The organism is Arthrobacter sp. Cr_A7, from assembly GCF_029222765.1.
Classification (GTDB): Bacteria; Actinomycetota; Actinomycetes; order Actinomycetales; family Micrococcaceae; genus Arthrobacter.
The window spans coordinates 1-4,360 of sequence record NZ_JARHXQ010000068.1 but is presented as its reverse complement, the minus strand read 5'-3'; the positions used below and the strand labels follow the sequence as shown (position 1 = coordinate 4,360).

Below are 4,360 nucleotides of genomic sequence, written 5' to 3'. Positions count from 1 at the left end.
CGGATCGTCGCCACGCTCGACGGCGATGTGGTCCGCCAGCAGGTGCCCCTGACCTCCCTCATGGTGGGCGGGCTGAACGGAAACCCTGTCCCTCAAAAGGTTTCCGAAGCTCTGGACGTACCCGGCGTCGACTTCTCAGTAGTGGACGACGTGATGGGCGCACTGTGGGATAAGTGGGCCTTCATCGCGGCCGCGGGAATCGTCAACTGCCTGTTCCGGGCCCCGGTGGGACGGATCCTCGACGCCGGCGGGCAGTCCAGGATCGTGGAGGCCATCAGCGAAACTGAAGCAGTGGCCGCAGCGGCGGGGCATCCTGTTTCCGACGCCGCTCACACGCAGGCGGTGGGAATCCTCACCGAGCCGGGCTCGGCCTTCACCTCCTCGCTGTACCGGGACCTCACCGCAGGGCTTCCTTCCGAAGCGGAGCACATCCTCGGCGACCTCGCGCGCCGGGCCCGCGACCTCAACGTCCCGACGCCGCTGCTGGACCTCACCCTCATCCAGATCAGGGCCGGCCTCCCGCGCTGAATGCGGAAAAGCCCTGGCACGGTTCCTCGTGCCAGGGCTTTCGTGTCCGCTAAGCAGCCGGACTACGTGCAGTGGTAATCACCAGGGGTTTCGACAGGCTCAACCACCGGAGGCTTTATCCGGCGACCTGGAAGGTCAGGGTCTCGGTGAAGGTCCGGCCGTAGACGTCGGTGGCGGTGACCGTGGCGGTGTGCTCGCCGGCTGCCAGGTCGGCGGGCAGCTGCAGCCGCCACAGGTGCATCATGCGGTCGGCCAGGCTTCCGCCGTTGACCAGCTGCTCCTGAACCGCGACCGGGTCGGACCATTCAGCGCCCACCAGCTGGCCTTCGCCCTGCATCTGCTGGGTGCGGACCGCCTCAACCCTCTGGCCGCTGTCGAGCTGCACCTTCACAGTGGAGCCGGTGCTGCCCATCCAGAAGTTGGTGGTCAGCCAGGTGGTGTTGGCCAGGTCTTCCCGAGAGACCGTCAGCGGGTCGGTGAATTCGGGGGCGCTGCCCTTCTTAGCGAGGTTCTGGGCGTACCACTCGCGGTAGCGCGGCGTGTTCAGGCCCACGGACATCTGCAGTGACTCGTCCTCGCCGCGGACCGTGAAGCGCTCCTGGAACTCGGTGTTCTTGATGTCCAGCGTCAGCACGCCCGGCAGGCCGCCGTCGCGCTGGTAAGCGAGCGGGTAGCCCTCGGCGGTCTGGCGTCCGGAGTACCAGTCACCGGAGATGGCGCCGGCGGTGATGTGGGTGAACGGCAGGGCGTCGATGCCGAACAGTTCGGACCAGCCTGCCAGGGAGTCGCCTTCGCGGAGGTTCTCGATGCTGTGGGTGTGTCCGCCCAGCGCGACCACCTCGCGGCCTTCGAGGATCTTGTAGATCTCCTTGACCTGCTCCACCTGGTGCTTGCTGCTGCCCTGGTCGGCGTAATCGAGCAGGGGGATGTGTGCTGCCAGGACGATCAGCTGGTTCTGCGGCACCTGGGCGATGTCATTGCGCAGCCATTCCAGCTGCTGCTCATCCAGCGAACCGGTGTAGTCGCCCTTAGCGGCCGGGAGCTTGGTGGGGAACTCCACGGTGTTCAGGGCCACGACGTGGGCCTTACCGGCGTCATAGGAGTAGTACTCCGGCCCCAGGTTGGCCTTGAACGTGTCGAACGTGTGCTCGCTGCTGGTGGCATCGAAGTCAAGATCGTGGTTGCCGGGGAGGAACCGGGCCGGGCCGTTCAGCATGCCGGCCAGTTCCCGGGTCTGCGGGTACAGCGAGAGGTCATCGCCCACCACGTCGCCAATAAACAATGCCCCGCAGCCTGCATAGTCCGTCCGCGCGGCCAGGTCAGCGAAGGCGCCGGTGCGGGCGTATCCGACTTCGTCCTGGTCGTAGGTCTGGACGTCGCCGCCGATGACGCAGTGCTGTTCAGGCGACTGGGTCAGGCCGCTCTTGGCCAGCGGGAAGTTCACCTGGTCCGGCAGCTCTCCGGTCGGCTCGATGCCGCCGAACTTCAGCTCCGGCGAGCCGGCCGGCAGGTGGTGGTAGAAGAACTGGGCCACGTTGTCCCTGTCCACCGGAACCTGGTAGCCGCGGGGCTGGGTCACGAAGACGGTCATGTTGTCGAAGGCCGGCAGCTCGTAGCGGCCCTGGCTGTCGGTCTTCGTGACGTCACGCCCGTTGGATACGGTCACCCCGGCCAGGCCGCGCTCGTTTCCGTCCTGCACGGAGTCCTGGTCCTCGTCCACGAAGGCGACGCCGTCGATGGCCTGCTGGTTCTCGTCAGGCCCCTCCACCACATTCACGCTTCCGCGGTAGGCGGTGGCGGCCCAATCGGTGGACTCGGCGGCGTTGCTAGCAGAAGGGTTCATCAGGGACGCTGCGGCAATGACGGCCAGGGTGCTGGCGGTCAGGGCCCCAGGCCGGGCGGGATGCAACTTGGACGGTCTGGCAATCAAGTACACGAAGGTCCTCCGGGTCGAGTGAATGCTGCCGGCCGTTCCAGCCGGCGCATCCACCCTCACAGGACCAGGTAAACGGTTACCCACGGGTAGGCCACGGGAAGTGGACGCACACGTAACCACTCATCAAGCGGCAGGACCCGCCCAAGGTGCCTGCCGCCGTCGGACCCGCTCTGAGGTGAGGAAACGCTCTTCTCTGTTTCAGGCCGCAGGTTTGATGTTCTGGTTGATATGGAACAGGTTGCCGGGATCGTACTTCGCCTTGATCCTGGCCAGCCTGCCGTAGTTGCCGCCGTAGTTGTCCTCGATGCTGGACTGATCGTCGGCATCAAGGAAGTTCACGTAGCCCCCGCCGGCTCCATAAGGATGCAGGGCCTGGTGGTAGTCCCTGACCCACCTCGTGTTGGCCGCGTTGTCCTCTGGGGACTCCCACATTCCGGCGATGGCTACCGAGAAGTTGGCATTCCGGTAAGGAAAGGCAGTCTCATCCTGTCCCACACGTTGCGCCGCACCGTTGATGGGGTAGAAATGATTGGCGGTCTGGGGACTGGGCACGCCGGCTCCGAACTTCCGGGCAACACCGATCACATCGTCGCTCAGCTCCGGAAGGAACTCCGCCTTCCAATATGCCTGAAGGCCCTTCGGGAGCAGCGGGTCGAACAAGGTATTGAGCATCGGGTACGGGAGCGGGCCGACAAACGACCCGGCGACCGGGGCGACATCCAGGAACTGCTGCCACTGCCGCTCGCCTTCATCGTGGGGACCTGTCCAGCCGCCCACCACAACTACAACGGGCTTGCCGTGGTGCTCCTCCGGCAGGAAGGGAACCGGCGGACCCTGGTGGAATCCGAGGAAGATTCCCATGTCTTCGGGAGCTTTGGCGATGTAGTCCCGGTACAACTGCCCAACAGCCTCAGCGTGCACGAGCAGGTAGATCACCACACCGCCGTAGACCACGTCCACCGGGTGCAGGGCGAATTCCAGGGACGTGACGGCGCCGAAGTTTCCGGTGCCGCCGCGTAACGCCCAGAAGAGATCGTCGTTCTCGGTGGTGCTGGCCGTGAGGAACTTCCCGTCCGCCGTCACCACGTCCGCGGATACGAGGTTGTCGCAGGACAGGCCGTGCTTGCGGGCGAGGTAGCCAATGCCACCGCCGAGCGTCAGTCCAGCAACACCTGTGGATCCGATAATGCCGCCGGTTGTTGCCAGCCCGAACGCGTTTGTGGCGTGGTTGAAGTCGGCCCAGGTGGTGCCTGCCTCAGCCCGGGCCGTCCGGGCAGCAGGATCCACCCGGACGCCGGTGCGGTCGGCGAAGTCCAGCACCAGGCCGCCGTCGCAGGTTCCGAACCCGGGGGCGCTGTGACCGCCGCCCCGCAGCGCGAGGTCCATGCCGTTGTCGCGGGCGAAATTTACTCCTGCGATGACGTCCGCGACTTGCGACACCCGCAGTATCGCGGCCGGACGTTTGTCGATCATGCCGTTGTAGACGGCCCGTGACGCGTCGTAGTGGGGGTGGTCTGAAGTGATGACCTGGCCCCGTACTTTTTCCTGCAGGGCCTGGAATCCGTTGTTGTCCATGGAGACTTCCATTCGCCCCGGGCATGGCCGCTCGGGGACTTGGCTCGGCATCCCCCGGCCGTGCGGGACGTTCATGATGCAGCCGATGCGGTCCCGGAAGAGCCCGGGAACAGGCCTGACGGCCCTGAAGCAACGGAGGAGACCGGATGCGCTTGGTGCTGCATGCAGGTAGCACGCAGCACCGGCGTGATTCTCGAATATGCGCCTGCCGGCGACGCTGCCGGGCGAAGCTTGGGACACCCTTGGGCCGACGACTACCCGTAAGCTACGCCTGCCCCTTTTCAAGGTCAAGAAGCGGCAGGAAAAGGCACGTCCCGGCAT

Annotated in this window: 3 protein-coding genes; 1 reads left to right on the top strand and 2 read right to left on the bottom strand. The window is 65.6% G+C overall.

What is annotated here, in order from left to right; genetic code table 11:
• On the top strand, positions 1-528 hold a 528-nt coding region (locus P2Q66_RS04195; RefSeq protein ID WP_275725847.1), incomplete at its 5' end, for a ketopantoate reductase C-terminal domain-containing protein.
• Between the two features lie 115 nt (positions 529-643).
• Here P2Q66_RS04195 and P2Q66_RS04190 read toward each other — a convergent pair.
• Both P2Q66_RS04190 and P2Q66_RS04185 read right to left on the bottom strand, forming a co-directional pair.
• A complete protein-coding gene (locus tag P2Q66_RS04190) occupies positions 644-2,458 on the bottom strand; it encodes a calcineurin-like phosphoesterase family protein (RefSeq protein WP_275725844.1) in 1,815 nt (604 codons plus the stop codon).
• A gap of 204 nt (positions 2,459-2,662) precedes the next feature.
• Entirely contained in the window at positions 2,663-4,039 is a 1,377-nt protein-coding gene (locus P2Q66_RS04185) for an FAD-binding oxidoreductase (RefSeq protein ID WP_275725842.1), read from the bottom strand.
• Positions 4,040-4,360 lie beyond the last annotated feature (321 nt).